9 protein-coding genes are annotated in these 14124 nt (G+C 68.0%); 2 read left to right on the forward strand and 7 right to left on the reverse strand.

The features are described from left to right. The 3 genes from BLW09_RS15550 to uidA are packed head-to-tail and all read right to left on the reverse strand — an operon-like array spanning window position 1 to window position 4489. Entirely contained in the window at window positions 1-1374 is a 1374-nt protein-coding gene (locus BLW09_RS15550; RefSeq protein WP_089914716.1) for an MFS transporter, read from the reverse strand. 41 nt (window positions 1375-1415) lie between these two features. After that, entirely contained in the window at window positions 1416-2654 is a 1239-nt protein-coding gene (gene manD, locus BLW09_RS15555; protein WP_089914720.1) for a D-mannonate dehydratase ManD, read from the reverse strand. A 32-nt stretch (window positions 2655-2686) separates the two neighbouring features. Further along, a complete protein-coding gene (uidA, locus tag BLW09_RS15560) occupies window positions 2687-4489 on the reverse strand; it encodes a beta-glucuronidase (protein WP_089914725.1) in 1803 nt (600 codons plus the stop codon). A 126-nt stretch (window positions 4490-4615) separates the two neighbouring features. Between uidA and BLW09_RS15565 the strand changes: the two genes are divergently transcribed. Next, the gene (locus BLW09_RS15565; RefSeq protein ID WP_442911294.1) at window positions 4616-7252 is read left to right on the forward strand and encodes a family 78 glycoside hydrolase catalytic domain; all 2637 of its coding nucleotides are present in this window, start codon (window positions 4616-4618) and stop codon (window positions 7250-7252) included. 78 nt (window positions 7253-7330) lie between these two features. Here BLW09_RS15565 and BLW09_RS15570 read toward each other — a convergent pair whose 3' ends face one another. From BLW09_RS15570 to uxaC, 3 genes are read right to left on the reverse strand one after another with little or no spacing between them, the layout of a single operon-like run. Then, a complete protein-coding gene (locus BLW09_RS15570; protein WP_089914732.1) occupies window positions 7331-8551 on the reverse strand; it encodes a glycoside hydrolase family 1 protein in 1221 nt (406 codons plus the stop codon). Then, on the reverse strand, window positions 8548-9933 hold the full coding sequence (locus BLW09_RS15575) for a mannitol dehydrogenase family protein (RefSeq protein WP_089914735.1): 1386 nt from the start codon (window positions 9931-9933) through the stop codon (window positions 8548-8550). The genes BLW09_RS15570 and BLW09_RS15575 overlap by 4 nt, the downstream gene beginning before the upstream one ends. Beyond that, on the reverse strand, window positions 9930-11318 hold the full coding sequence (gene uxaC / locus BLW09_RS15580; RefSeq protein ID WP_089914738.1) for a glucuronate isomerase: 1389 nt from the start codon (window positions 11316-11318) through the stop codon (window positions 9930-9932). The genes BLW09_RS15575 and uxaC overlap by 4 nt, the downstream gene beginning before the upstream one ends. 179 nt (window positions 11319-11497) lie before the next feature. Here uxaC and BLW09_RS15585 point away from each other — a divergent pair, with 179 nt between their 5' ends. Then, window positions 11498-12523, forward strand: a complete 1026-nt coding sequence (locus BLW09_RS15585; protein ID WP_172824228.1) for a LacI family DNA-binding transcriptional regulator — start codon at window positions 11498-11500, stop codon at window positions 12521-12523. Between the two features lie 29 nt (window positions 12524-12552). Here BLW09_RS15585 and BLW09_RS15590 read toward each other — a convergent pair whose 3' ends face one another. Continuing rightward, complete coding sequence (locus tag BLW09_RS15590) at window positions 12553-14124, reverse strand: MDR family MFS transporter (protein WP_231946897.1); 1572 nt, start codon at window positions 14122-14124, stop codon at window positions 12553-12555.

Genomic DNA, 14124 nt, shown 5'->3' on the forward strand with positions numbered 1-14124 from the left:
TCAGCGGACACTCTTCACCTTGGTGAAGATGATGAGACCGCCGATCAGTGCGAACACGGCCCCGATCAGGTAGAGCGCTGTGTAGTTCTTGTCGGCTCCGACGGCCCCGATCGTGATGATCAGCGGCGCGATGAGCGGCGCGATCGCGCTCGGGATCTTCTGCGCGAACGCCACGACCGCGAGATAGCGGCCGGCCTCCGCCCTGCTGGGCAGGACGGCGAACACGATGGCCTGGTCGACGACGCTGAACGCGGCGATCGCGAGCTGCATGATCACGGAACCGATGATCAACGGAGCCAGCGAGTGGGCGAACGCCTCGACGCACGCACCGACGACGAAGAGCAGGGAACCGATCATCGTGAACAGCTTGCGGCGGCCCAGCTTGTCGGAGAGGAAGCCGCCCAGGAGGGCGCCGCCGGCCGCAGCGACCACTCCGATAATGCCGATCGCCGCAACCACGCCGGCGACCTGGATGACAGGGATGTGCAGGCGCTGTGCGTAGAAGAACGTGCCGAAGGTGGTGTTGAAGTACAGACCCATGAAGAAGATGAAGCGGCCAAGCCAGTTCCATCCGAAGTCCGGGTACTTGCGCGGGTTGAAGACGTAGGAGCCAAAGAGGGTCTTCACACCGATGGCATCGTTGCGGACGATGGCGCGCGAGCTTCCCTCGCGCTTGATGAACACGAAGGCCAGGATCAGCACCAGACCGATGACGGCAGGGAGCACGAAGATCATGAGGGTCGAGGACACCACGGCGTAGGCGATGCCGATACCGAACACCGGTGCGATCTGCGTCGTGACGCCGGTGAGCGCGGACGCGCGTCCGCGCTGCTCCTCGGGCACGCGATCGGCGAGCAGCGTCTGGATGCCCTGTCCGGCCGTCGCCCAGCCGAGCAGACCGACCACCCAGCCGACACCGACGAGGAAGATGTTGGGAGCGATGGCGATGAACGCGACCGCCACCAGGCCGACCAGCGAGCCGACAACGATGAACGGGGTACGTCGGCCGAACGGCGACCGCAGCCGGTCACTCCACACGCCGAGCAGCGGGCTGAGGACCAGGTAGATCAGCTGCGCGGTGCCGGTGACGTAGCCGAGCACCTCCTCGTGGCCGGGAGCCAGCTGGGTGACGCGGACGGCCAGCGAGTACGTGAGCGGCACCATCAGCGCCAGGCTCGCGCCGAAGTTCGCCACTGTGATCCAGAACAGGAAGCCTGCGCTGACACGCGTTAGCGGCGGGGCGACGAGGTCCGGCCCGTTCACGTCCTGGTTCTGCGGGCCGGCTGCCGGGCCGGCTGTCGTGGGAAGGACCGTCGTCGCCTCTACCCTCACGGCGCGTGAGGATTTGGTGTCGAGGTTGCTGAATTTGCGCATCGGGTTTGACTCCTTCGTCAAGGGGGACAGAGGGGGAACTGCTACCAGTCGTGGACGGTGCCGTCGGCGAGCCGGTTGTAGGGCAGGTAGGCGCGGATATAGGGGTACTTTCCTGCCTCGTCGACATCGAGCTCCACCCCGAGACCCGGCTGGTCGCCGGGATGCAGGAACCCGTCCTGCCAGGTGTAGGACTGCTGGAACACGGCATCGGTCTTCGCGCCGTGCTGCATGTACTCCTGGATGCCGAAGTTGTGGATGGCGAGCCCGAGGTGCATCGCGGCGGCCATGCCGACCGGCGAAATGTCGGTCGGGCCGTGCATGCCGGACTTGATCTGGTACTGCGACGCGTAGTCGAGCACCTTTTTGAGGTGCGTGATCCCGCCGGTGTGGGTGACCGCGCTACGGACGTAGTCGATCAGCTGTTCGCGGATGATCTGCTGGTAGTCCCAGACGGTGTTGAAGATCTCGCCGATCGCGAGCGGCGTCGTGGTGTGCTGGCGGACGAGCCGCAGCGTCTCCTGGTTCTCGGCGGGCGTGCAGTCCTCGAGCCAGAACAGGTCGTAGGGTTCCAGCGACTTGCCGAGCTGGGCGGCCTGGATTGGGGTCATCCGGTGGTGGCCGTCGTGGAGCAGCGGCAGTTCGGGCCCGAACTCGCTGCGGACCGCCTCGAACACCGTCGGCATGTGCCGGAGATAGGAGCGGGTGTCCCAGTCCTCTTCGTTGGGCAGACCGCCGCGCTGAGCGGGCTCGTGGTCGTATCGGACCCCCTGGTTGGCCTCGTAGGTGGCGTTGGACGCGATCCCGTAGATGGACTTGAGGCCCGGCACGGCCGACTGGATGCGGATCGCCCGGTACCCCTTCTCCTGGTGCTCGCGGACGCTGTCGAACAGCTCAGGCAGGTCGCGGCCGGACGCGTGGCCGTACGCCAGCAGGCCGGTGCGGGAGGCGCCGCCGAGAAGCTGGTACACCGGCATCCCCGCCGCCTTGCCCTTGATGTCCCAGAGGGCCATGTCCACCGCCGCGATGGAGGCCATGGTCACTGGACCGCGCCGCCAGTAGGAGCTGCGGTACAGGAACTGCCAGGTGTCCTCGATCCGGGACGCATCCCGGCCGATCAGCAACGGGACGACGTGCTCGGCGAGGTAAGCGACGACCGCCTGCTCTCGGCCGTTGAGGGTCGCGTCGCCGAGGCCCGTCAGCCCGTCGTCCGTGGTGAGCTTCAGCGTCACGAAGTTCCGGTCGGGACTGGTGACGATGACCTCTGCTTTGTCGATGCGCATGGAGTGTTCCTCGAATTCGTGGCTGGAGCGGATCAGGAGGCGCTGCCGGGCTTGCGGCCGTCGAGGCCGCGCCACCTGCTCTGGAGCGAGAACGCGGCGCCCTTCGGCTTGCGATCGCGGGTGAAGACGCCCTTCTTATTGCCGTCCACCCGATGGATGCCGGGACCCGTCATGAAGTCGGCGAAGTTCCAGATGTGCTCGCCCACGAATTCGGGGATGCGGTCGAAAACGCGGTGGTAGGTCGCGAGCAGGTCGGTCTGGTACTCCTCGGTCCAGGGCATGTCCCACACCGAGTGGAGCCCGGGCAGGGTGTCAGCACCGTACTCCGACATCATGATCGGCTTTCCGAAGCGCTGCACCCAGCCGCGCAGCTCCTGCTCGAGAACCGACTCCGCGGTCACCAGGTCGCCGGTGAAGACGTACCAGCCGTAGTACCGATTGATCGACAGCACGTCGAAGATGTCGCCGATCTTGTCGTTCGCCGGCGTCGCGAACATGACTGCGGCGTACGTGAGGGGACGCGTGGGGTCAAGTTCGCGAGCGAGGTTCACCAGGGGCTCGAAGTATTCGCGAGAACCCTCTTCGTTCGAGGCCGGCTCGTTGGCGATGCTCCACATGACGACGCTCGGGTGATTCTTGTCGCGCTCGATGAGCTCGCGCAGGTGCTGCGCGTGGACGTTCTTCGTCTCGCCGCCGAAGTTCTCCTCGGCGAACGTGGGTGTCGGCGGGATGCCGGTGAGGCCGCCCTGGACGCCGAGGTTGAGGCCGACGGCGGCGGTCTCGTCGACGACGACCATCCCGTGGCGGTCGGCGAAGTCGAGGACCTCTTCCGCGTACGGATAGTGGCTGGTGCGGAAACTGTTCGCCCCCGTCCACTCGAGGAGCTGGAAGTCGTGGACGAGGTAGGCGTCGTCATGGCCTTTGCCGCGCACCGGTGTGTCCTCGTGCTTGCCGAAGCCGGTGAAGTAGAACGGCTCCCCGTTGATGAGGAACTCCGTACCGCGCACCTCGACGGTGCGGACGCCGAACGGCAGCGTGTAGCTGTCGACCAGCTCCCCGTCGCGCACCAACTCGACCACCAGGTCGTAGAGGTAGGCCGCGCCGGGTTTCCAGAGGTGCACGTCGTCGATGCGGACTGCCCCGGATGCGCCGTCGCCCACCGCGACCTCGGCACCGTCCTCGTCGAGAACACGGACGCGCACCCGAATCGTGTCGTCCGCACCGCCCGTGCGCACGCTGTAGTCCACGATACCCGCCATACCGTCGCGGTCGGTGATCACCGTGATGTCGTCGACGTAGGAGAGCGGTGTGCTGGAGAGCTTCACGGAACGCGCAATGCCCGCGTAGTTGTAGAAGTCGTGGAAGTAGGACTGCCGCTCGCGCCCATCCGCCCCGGTGGTCACCGATCCCGGCGGGATCGTCACGTTGGTGAGGCGGTTGTCCACGGCGACGGTGAGGCGGAACCCCTCCCCGGCCTGCACAATGTCGGTGAGGTCCGCCTCGAAGGGCGTGTAGCCGCCGACGTGCTCGGCCACCAGGCGCTCGTTCACGTACACCTTCGCCGCGTGGGTCACGGAGCCGAACCGCAGCACGATCCGCTCGCCGTTCCAACCGCGCGGCACGCGGGCGTCGCGCTGGTACCAGACGACACCGACGTGGTCGCGGATGGTCGAGTCGACAAAGAGATCGTTGTAGCTCGCCGGGACGGGAGCCTCCAGCGCAGTGTCGAGGCGGGCCGTCCACGGCTCGGGGCCGACCGTTGTGTCAAGCGCGAAACGCCAGAGGCCGTCGAGGCCGACGACATCGCGGGTGGGGGTGGTTCGGGTGCTGAGCATGCTTCTCCTACGCGGCACTGCGGGGACAGTGGATCTAGTACAGCAGGTTTTTGGAGTTTCGGCAAGCGATTGCCATAATGGGAAATGCAACCCCGCGATTGACGCATATTGGAGGCGATGACGCCGATGACCGAGACGGCTCCCACCGGACTACGGATCGATGCGGGAGGGGACCAGTTTCCGGTTTCCGGCCCGCGTCCTCGACTCTCATGGCTGCCGGCCGACGACGCGGGCGCGTACGAGCTCGCCGCCACGATCGACGGCGTGCCACAGGAACCGACCACCGTCGGTGGACACCGGCTCAACGGCTGGCCCTGGCGCCCCCTGCGCAGCGGCGAGCAGGTGCGCTGGCGGGTGCGCTCCGCCTGGTCGGGCTGGAGCGAGGAGCACACCTTCGAGGCGGGGCTCCTGAACGAGGACTGGGCTGCCGAGTGGATCTCCCCCGCCGAGGTTGTCGGTGAGGAGCACCCGTACGGCAAGCGCCCGGGGCACGAGTTCCGCCGGGACTTCTCTCTCGATCGCACGGTCGTCCGCGCACGCCTCTATGCGACCGCGCTCGGTGTCTATGAAGCATTCATCAACGGAGAACGAGTCGGCACCGCGGAGCTCTCCCCGGGCTCCACCTCCTACGACCGGACGGTGTATGCGCAGGCATCCGATGTCACCGCGCTTCTTCGTGATGGCACGAACACCGTGCACCTGTTGGTCACCGACGGCTGGTGGCTCGGCCAGGTCGGTGCGTTCCATGCGCCGGCAGCCTGGGGAGGTAAACAGGTCGCGGCTCGGGCCGAACTGCATCTGCGCTTCGAGGACGGGAGCACGGACATCCTCCGCACCGACGACAGCTGGACCAGCTGGTCATCCACCGTGGTGCGCGCCGGGCTCATGGACGGGCAGGCCACCGACCTGACCATCGAGCCGACACATCTCGGCGGTGTCCGAGTCGGAGGGGTTGCGGGACCACCGGTGTCGTGGTCGCCCGCCCCACCGGTCCGTCGCGTCGCGGAGCGCGCTCCCGTCTCCCTCACGCAGCTGCCGTCCGGCCAGTGGATCGCGGACTTCGGTCAGAACGCCTCGGGCTGGACCCGTCTGACGGATCTCGGCCCGCACGGCAGCCGGACGGTGATCGAGCACGGCGAGCACCTCGACCCGGGCGGGGATCTCGACATGTCGCACCTCGACTCGGAGCGCGAGGGCGACGGCCTGGTCGTCCTCGACCAGCGGGACGAAGTCGTCTCCGCCGGCGTGGATGGTTCCGTGTTCGAGCCCCGGCACACCATCCACGGCTTCCAGTACGCCCGGATCACCCGGGGCGATGTTCCCCTGTCGCCCGAATCGGTCCGGATGCAGGTCGTGAACACCGACCTGGCGGTGACGGGCTCCTTCCGCTGCAGCGACGACGATCTCAACCGCCTGCACGACGTCGCCGCGTGGAGCTTCCTCGGGAACGCCGTCGACATCCCGACCGACTGCCCTCAGCGCGAACGGATCGGCTGGACGGGCGACTACCAGGTGTTCGCATCCACGGCCGTCCGGTTGTTCGACGTGCACGGGTTCACCAGGAAATGGCTGCAGTCGGTCCGCGACGATCAGCTCGACGACGGACGAATCGCGAACTTCTCGCCCGACGGCCGTCAGGTCAAGCATCATCCCGAACTCCAGGTCGCGCAGATGACCGGGTCCGCCGGATGGGGCGACGCCATCGTCCACGTCCCCTGGGTGCTCTACGAGGCCTACGGCGACCGGGACGAGCTCGCGGCGAACTGGGAGGCGATGACCCGCTGGGTGGAGTGGGTCGCCGAGACCGCCCGTACCCGGCGGCACCCCTCCCGCGTGGAGCGTTCCGCCGAGCCGCTGCCCCACGAGCAGTTCCTCTGGGATGGCTCGTTCCATTGGGGCGAGTGGTGCGAGCCGAAGCTCCGCACCCCGGAGGGCGACCTCATCGACCCGCTCAAGGCCAATCCGATGGCGTGGTTCATGGAGGACAAAGGCGAGATCGGCACCGCGTTCTTCTATCGCTCGTCGTCCGAGCTCGCGCGGATCGCCCGTGTGCTCGGTCGCGAGGGCGACGCCGAGCGCTACGAAGCGCTGGCCGCCAACGTGCTCGCAGCGTGGAGGACGGAGTTCCTCCGCCCCGTCGGACGGACGATCACGGACACCCAGGCTGCCTACGTGCGGGCACTCAGCTTCGGACTCATCCCCGACGATCTGCGTGCGTCGGCGGCGGAGCGGCTCGTGGAGCTCATCCGCGCGGCCGACACGCACCTCGGCACGGGGTTCCTCTCCACCGCCGATCTGTTGCCTGTTCTTGCCGAGACCGGTCACGCCGACGTGGCGTACGAGCTCCTGTTCCGGCGGACGTCGCCGTCCTGGCTGGGCATGCTCGACCGGGGAGCGACGACGATCTGGGAGGACTGGGACGGCGTGGACGAGAACGGCGTCGCCCACGAGTCGCTCAACCACTACTCCAAAGGCGCGGTGATCCGCTTCCTGCACACGCACCTTCTCGGACTCGATCAGGCGCCTGGGTCGGCCGCCTGGGAGGCGTTCGTGCTGCGCCCGGTGATCGGCGGCGGCGTGACCTGGGCCGAAGGCTCGTACACGACCCCTCAGGGGACGATCGAGGCGTCGTGGCGCATCGAGGACGGGCAGCTCATCGTCAAGGGAACGGTGCCACCGGCGACGACCGGGACGGTCGTCCTCTCCGACGGCACGACCGTGCCCGTTCGCGCGGGCCGGTTCTCGGTGAGCAGCAACATCTGATCACCGCACGCGCGACAGCGACGGGGCCCGGCAGCATGGCTGCCGGGCCCCGTCCTTCTCCGTCGGGATGAGCGCGCGCTACGCCGCGGCCGCCGCCCGCCCGTTGCGGAGGGCGACCTCGCCCAGCCATGCCAGGCTTGGTTTCGGAGTGCGCGCGAAGGTCTCGCGGTCCACGGCGATGAGCCCGAAGGTCGGCTCCCAGTGACCCCACTCGTAGTTGTCCAGCAGAGACCAGTGGAGGTAACCCCGCACATCCACCCCGTCGGCGATCGCGAGACCGAGGTGGTGCAGCGCTTCGTCGGTGTAGGCGATGCGACGGGAGTCGTCGCTGGTCGCGATGCCGTTCTCCGTGACGACGATCGGCACGCCGCCCGTGACCTCGGCGGTGTGCCGGACGGCGATCCCGAGGGCGTCCGGCCGGTACGCCGTGCCGACGAGGGTGTTGTCCGGGCGCTGCGGGTGGGGTTCGATCCCGTCGGCGTTCACCCATTGCGCCGAGTACGACTGGACTCCGACGAAGTCATCGCCTCGCGAGCCCTCCAGGTAGAGGTCCTCCCAGATGTACTCGAGCTCGCGCCGCTTCTCCTCGCCGCCGGGCCGGGTCTCGAACGCACGGTTGGCGACCGTCCAGCCGACCTTCGCACCGGTGCGCTCGCGCACGATGTCGCGAACGGCGTGGTGCGCTTCCACGAAGATCCTGCCGATCTCGGGACTCGGTGCCGGCAGAGCGGGGCGCGGCCCGTCCGTGTCGACGGTCGGGCTCTGCCATCCCTCGCCTTTCTCCTGCGCCTGCTGCATGAAGACCGCCATGCCGGTCATCATCGCGAGCATGTTGGGCTCGTTCATGGTCGCCACCCACTCGACGCCGTCCAGGATTGTCGTCGCCGCCTCGACGTATGAGCGGAACCGGTCGATCGCGCCGGGTGCGGTCCAGCCGCCCTGTTCGGCGAACCACCTCGGGTTGGTGAAGTGATGCAGCGTGACGAAGGGGGTGAGGCCGAGCTCGTTCGCGGTATCGATCATCCGGCGGTAGTGCGCCAGCTCGGCCCGCGAGATGAGGCCGGGCTCCGGCTCGATGCGCGCCCACTCGATGCCGAACCGGTACGAGTTCAGTCCGGCGTCGGCGAGCAGCTGCATGTCCTCGCGGTAGCGGTGGTAGCTGTCGCAGGCGTCGCCGCTGCGCTCCATACCGGGGACGCGGCCCTCATTGACCCAGAAGTCGCTGTTGAGGTTGTTGCCCTCGATCTGGTGCGGCGCCGTCGAGGCGCCCCAGAGGAAGCCGTCGGGGAAGGTGGTCATCGGAGTGTTCCTGCTTTCTCGGGTGCGGAGCCGGCCATCATGGCCGACAGGATGGTCTGAACCGTCGTCGCGAATTCCTCGTCGTCCGCGAGCTCGGGTGCGAGCTCCCGGAGCGCCGCTCGTGGATCGTCGTCTGCGGCCTCCTGACGTATCCACGCGGCGACCGCAGTCGCGCAGCCGACAGCGGAACGGCCCGCCTTCCGCTCGGCCAGCGCGATCGGGACGATGCGGAGCCGCATTTTCGTCCGCGACCCCTCGGCGATCTGAGCGAGCCGGTGGACGATCCGCGGGTTCGCGAACCGCTCTGCCAGGGCGAGCCGATATTCGGCGGTCTCGACCGTGGGGAGATTCCTGGCAGCTTCCACCCACAGCTCGTCGACCTGCTCACGGCACACAGGATCCGCGAACGCCTCGGCGACGGTGGCGTGCCCGCGCGACCGCCCGGAGGATGCGAGCAGCGTGTGGGCTCCGTTGAGCATCCACAGCTTCCGCGCTTCCCACGGGGTGATGTCGTCGACGAACCGGGCGCCCGCGGTCTCCCACTGCGGTCGTCCGGACGGGAACTCACCCGCCAGCACCCAGTCGGCGAACGGCTCCGTCACGACGGGCGTCTCGTCGAACCAGCCCGTCGCGACGGCCACGAGCTCCCGGTCCTCCTGCTCGAGTCGCGGCGTGATGCGGTCCACCGAGGTGGATACGAAGCTCGCGCCTCGCGGAAGCCAATCGGCCAGCGCAGGGTCGACCTCCCTCGCCAGCCGGTCCAGCGCGCGCCGGACCAGGGGGCCGTTGTCGGGCAGGTTGTCGCACGGGACGATCGCGATGGGCGGGGCGCCCGAGAGCCTGCGCTCGTTCAGCCCGAGCAGCAGACGGCCGAGCACCGTGGTCGGCACCTCGTCCCGGGCCGGCGGGGCAGCCTCTCGCCGACGGAGCAGACGTCGCAGGAGCCGGATGTCGGAGGAGACGTCAGGATCGGTCACGTCCAGCTCGCCCGCCGCATCCACCCGGTAACCGGCTTCCGTCACGGTGAGCGTGACGACCGCGATTTCCGGGCCGGCGAGCGTGGCGACGAAACCGGCGAGGTCACCGCCGGCCGTCGCCTGCACGATGCTGCCGATGAGCTCGAAGCGGTCCTCCTCGGGCCCGCGCTCGATCAGGGTGTAGACGCATCCCTGCGCGGCGAGCGCCTCGGCCGCGTCCGGCGTGCGCCCGGTGAACGCGGCGATCCCCCACTGGTCGGAGTCCGCGGCGTGCGCGGTGTACCAGGCCTGGTGCGAGCGGTGGAAGGCACCGAGCCCCAGGTGCACGATGCGCACCGGCGGGACGCGATCGGGATGCGGGAGCGCGTCGTGCGTGAGAAGCGGGGCGGTGGATGCGGCGGTCACAGCTTGAACACCCTTCTCGGCAGCGGTCCGACGAGTTCGTCGGCGATCCGCTCGGCGGTGCCGAGTGCGAGCCTCCCCTCGGCCACCCAGCGCGCGAGGAAGGCGGCGTCCGCACGTCGTGCCGTGTCGTGACGGGTGGGGATCGACAGGAAGGCGCGGGTGTCGTCGATGAAGCCGGACCCGCGGAAGAACCCTGTGGTCTCCGTCACCGCCGAGCGGAACCGGCCGATCGCCTCCGGCGCATCGAGGAACCACCACGGTGCCCCGATGTACACGCTCCGGTAGAAGCCTGCCAGCGGGGCGAGCTCGCGGGAGTACACGGTCTCGTCGACGGCGAAGAGCACCAGGTGGAAGCCGTCCGCGTTCCCGAACCGCTCCAGGAGCGGTCGCAGGCCGCGCACGAAATCGGTGCGCACCGGGATGTCATGACCGGTGTCCGGACCGTACGCGTCGAACGTGGCCGTGTGGTGATTGCGCAGGACGCCGGCGTGCACGGTCATGACGAGCCCGTCGTCCACGCTCATCCTCGCCATCTGGAACAGCATGTGAGCGCGGAAGGCGCGCTTGCCAGGGTCGTCCGCCGTTCCTGCGGTGACCGCAGCGAACAGCTGCTGAGCGTCGTCGTGCGGCAGGTCGAGAGTGACAGGCTCCTCGACGCCGTGGTCGGCGGAGACCGCACCGTGGTCGACGAAGTGGCGTCGACGCTCCTCCAGCGCTGCCAGATAGCCGGCGAACGTGGCCGGCTGACCTGTGACGGCAAGGAGGCGGTCGACGTTGTCGCGGAACCCGCGGGCGTCGGGGTCGAGGTAGCGGTCCGGCCGGAAGGTCGGGACGACGCGGAACCCGGATTCCCGCAGCGCGTCGTGGTGGTCCAGATCATCGAGCGGGTCGTCCGTCGTCGCAAGCACCTCGATGCCGAACCGCTCGAACAGCGCACGCGGCGTGAAGTCCGGTTCAGCGATCCGGGCGGCGATCCGGTCGTAGATCGGATCCGCCGTCGCCGGGCTGAGCTCCTCCTCGATCTCCAGCACTGAGGCGAGCGCCTCCTCGAGCCAGTAACCGGAGGCCGTGCCTGCGAAGAGGTGCCAGTTCTCGGCGAGCAGACGCCACACCGACCGCGGGTCGGCGGCCTGCCCGACACCGAGCCGCCCGAGATCGATTCCTCCGGCGTGCAGCAAGCGGGTCACGTAGTGGTCGTGGGTGATCAGCAGGTCGGCGGGCTCACGGAATCGCTGGTCCTCTGCCAGCCATTCGACGGGGACATGACCGTGCGGTGACACGATCGGGGCGTCCGCGACCCGCCGGTACAGATCGCGTGCGATCCCGCGGGTGCGAGGTTCCGCGGGCAGGAGGCGGTCGGGATCGCGGCGTCGCGGCTGGTGCATGGCACTATTCCACCGTGGGTATGGGATTTTGTCAACCGATTGCCGAATGGCTTTCCTCGACTCTTCGCCCGCCATCGCCTGGCGACTCGTCGGCAACGCCTCGCCGATCGCATCCCCTCGTCGGATAGACTGTGCCAACCGTTTGCCGACCATCGACGACGCAGTGCAGAGGGAGCCCCGTGAGCGAATCAGACGCAGCGGCGCCTGTCCGCACGACCGCCCGGAAGCCGCCAGCGACCATCTACGATGTCGCCAAGCTCACCGGCGTGAGCCCGTCGACCGTCTCGCGTGCACTGAACAAGCCCGGCCGCCTCAAGGAGGCCACCGAGCGTCGTATCCGCGATGCCGCGGAGCAGCTCGGCTACCGCATCAATCCGATGGCACGGGCGCTGCCGACCGGCAAGACCGGCACGCTCGCTCTTCTCGTGTCCGACATCACCAACCCGGTCTACTTCGACGTCGTCCGCGGTGCCGAGCGGGTCGCAACGGCCAACGGCCTGACGCTGGTGTTCGCCGAGTCCCAGGAGTCGCCGGAACTCGAACTCGCGACGGCGCAGCGCCTGCAGACCTCGGTCGACGGGCTGTTCCTGGTCGCCTCGCGCCTCACGGACGAGCAGATCGCCGAGCTCGCCTCCGTCAAGCCGCTCATCGTCGCCAACCGGCTCGTGGAGGGGGTGACCGCGGTGGTCCCCGATCCCCGTCCGGGAATCAGCGCCGCCCTCGATCAACTGCACCAGTTCGGCCACCGTCGGATCGCGTACCTTTCAGGACCGGACGCATCCTGGATGAACGGCGTCCGGTGGCGCACGCTGTTCACCTACGCCGTCGAGCGCGGCATGTCGATCGTGGAGATCGCCTCGGCGGCTCCGACTCGCGAGGGCGGTGCGGAGTCTTTGCCCCGCGTCCTCGCGGCCGACGTGACCGCGGTCTTCGCCTACAACGACCTCCTGGCGCTCGGCCTGCTGCGAGCGGCGCGCAAGCAGGAGGTCGAAGTCCCGGCCCAGCTCAGCATCGTCGGGTTCGACGATATCTTCGGTGCCGACCTGCCGACCCCCGCCCTCAGCACCATCAAGAGTCCCCTGCGGGAACTGGGCGAAGCCGCAGCCCACCGGCTCCTCATCGAGATCGACGAGGGCGACGAGGAGCACTCCCCCTCGCTGCCCACGCGCTTCGTCAGCCGCGAATCGGTGGCGGATCTGCGGTAGCGTCTCGCGCCGGCACCAGGTCCGTGCACCTAGTCGTCGAGCACTGATTCACGTCCGGGTTGCGTTTCGAGCGAGCTGCGCAGCGGCGTCTCCTTGATGAACACGACCAGAAGGAGTCCGGCGACGACCATGGGGATGAGGAGCGCGAACACCGGGGTGAGGGCGTCGTTGTAGGCGCCGACGATGATGTCGTGCAACCGTGACGGCAGGTCGTTGACGGCGGCCGGTGTCAGCGAGTTCGAGTCGGGGGCACCGGCTCCGCTGGGCAGCCGCGTCGTCAGCAGGTCGGTGAGGCGCGTCGTGAAGAGCGCGCCGACCACAGCGCCACCGAGGGAGGCGCCGATCTCGCGGAAGAAGTTGTTCGACGCAGTAGCGGTGCCGACCTGGGAGTCGGGGAACGCGTTCTGCACGATGAGGATGAGGATCTGCATCGCAAGCCCGATGCCCGCGCCGAGGACGAACAGGTACGCGAGCAGAACCCACAGCGGCGTGTCCACGGTCAGGGTCGACAACAGCCACAGCGCGATGCCGATGACGATCATGCTCGCGATCGGCATCCATTTGTATCGGCCGGTCTTCGAGGCGAGGAACCCCGTCGTGAGCGCGGTGGACATGAGACCGACGATCATCGGAAGCAGCATCAGACCGGAAGCCGTGGCGTTGACGCCGGTGACCATCTGAAGGTAGGTCGGCAGGTAGGCGATCGCGCCGAACATCGCGACACCGATGAACAGGCCCGCTGCTGTGGCGATGACGAAGTTGCGGGACCGGAACAGCTGCAGCGGGATGATGGGCTCCACTGCCTTGTATTCCGCGAGCACGAACAGGGCGGAGAAGACCACTGCGATTACGATGAGGCAGAGGATCGTGGGCGAATCCCAGTCGTATTCGGTGCCGCCCCACGAGGCGATGAGGATGATCGAGGTGACCGCGATCGCCATCGTGAGAGTTCCCCAGACATCGAACCTGATCCGAGCCGTGTGTCGGGGAAGCTTCAGGAACACCATGGCGAAGACGATGGCCAGCAGGCTCAGCGGAATGTTGATCCAGAATGCCCACCGCCAGCCAATGCTCTCGGTGAACCAGCCGCCGAGGAGCGGGCCGGCGACGGAGGCGATACCGAACACGGCGCCCATCACGCCCATATACTTCGAGCGTTCCCGAACGGGAACGACATCGGCGATGATCGCCTGGGCCAAAATCATGAGACCGCCGCCGCCCAGACCCTGCACGGTTCGGCCCACGATCAACCACGTCATGTCCTGCGCGGCGCCGCCGATGATGGACCCGATCAGGAAGATGCTCAGGGCGCCGATGAACAGCCCCTTGCGACCGATGATGTCGCCCAGCTTGCCGTAGATCGGCATCATGATCGTCGAGGCGACCAAATAGCCGGTGGTGACCCAGAGCATGTGGTTGACGCCGTCGAGTTCACCGACGATCGTCGGCAACGCGGTGGAGAAGATGGTCTGATCCAGCGACGCCAGAAGCATCGCGACCAGGAGCCCTGCGAAGACGAGCAGGATTCGGCGTTTGCCTGCCCGCACGCTGGGGTCGAGTGATGCCTCTCGGGCGGGGGCGGGAGCAGTCGGTTCAGTCAC

Origin of the sequence: Leifsonia sp. 21MFCrub1.1 (assembly GCF_900107895.1) — a bacterium.
Lineage (GTDB): Bacteria > Actinomycetota > Actinomycetes > Actinomycetales > Microbacteriaceae > Leifsonia > Leifsonia soli.

What these genes read in the sequence shown, in the direction of transcription:
- manD (WP_089914720.1), bottom strand. Translation starts at nt 2,654, where the DNA reads ATGCGCATCGACAAAGCAGAGGTCATCGTCACCAGTCCCGACCGGAAC.
- uxaC (WP_089914738.1), bottom strand. Translation starts at nt 11,318, where the DNA reads ATGCACCAGCCGCGACGCCGCGATCCCGACCGCCTCCTGCCCGCGGAA.
- uidA (WP_089914725.1), bottom strand. Translation starts at nt 4,489, where the DNA reads ATGCTCAGCACCCGAACCACCCCCACCCGCGATGTCGTCGGCCTCGAC.
- BLW09_RS15570 (WP_089914732.1), bottom strand. Translation starts at nt 8,551, where the DNA reads ATGACCACCTTCCCCGACGGCTTCCTCTGGGGCGCCTCGACGGCGCCG.
- BLW09_RS15550 (WP_089914716.1), bottom strand. Translation starts at nt 1,374, where the DNA reads ATGCGCAAATTCAGCAACCTCGACACCAAATCCTCACGCGCCGTGAGG.
- BLW09_RS15565 (WP_442911294.1), top strand. Translation starts at nt 4,616, where the DNA reads ATGACCGAGACGGCTCCCACCGGACTACGGATCGATGCGGGAGGGGAC.